The sequence below is a fragment of the Profundicola chukchiensis genome (assembly GCF_029664245.1).
Lineage (GTDB): Bacteria > Bacteroidota > Bacteroidia > Flavobacteriales > Weeksellaceae > Profundicola > Profundicola chukchiensis.
On the sequence record NZ_JANAIE010000068.1, the window covers coordinates 1 to 228 of the forward strand.

1 protein-coding gene is annotated in these 228 nt (G+C 69.3%); it reads right to left on the reverse strand.

Features of this window, described 5'->3' with window-relative positions; translation table 11 throughout:
- On the reverse strand, positions 1-228 hold a 228-nt coding region (locus tag NLM59_RS11690), incomplete at both ends, for an ABC transporter permease subunit (RefSeq protein WP_407986291.1).

Below are 228 nucleotides of genomic sequence, written 5' to 3' on the forward strand. Positions count from 1 at the left end.
GCAAGCCCGGTGATCGCGCCCGAGATCACGAAAGCGGCGAGCCGCAACCGGTAGGGCTCGATGCCGACCGCGCGGACGCGGGCCTCGTTCTGGCGCGCCGCGTTGAGCGCCAGGCCGAAACCCGACCGTGCGATGCGGGCAACGACGACGAGCGCCAGCATCAGCGCCGCAAAGCACAGACCGAAGAACTGGATCGGCACCAACGTGTTGAGGCCGGGGAAACGGTCG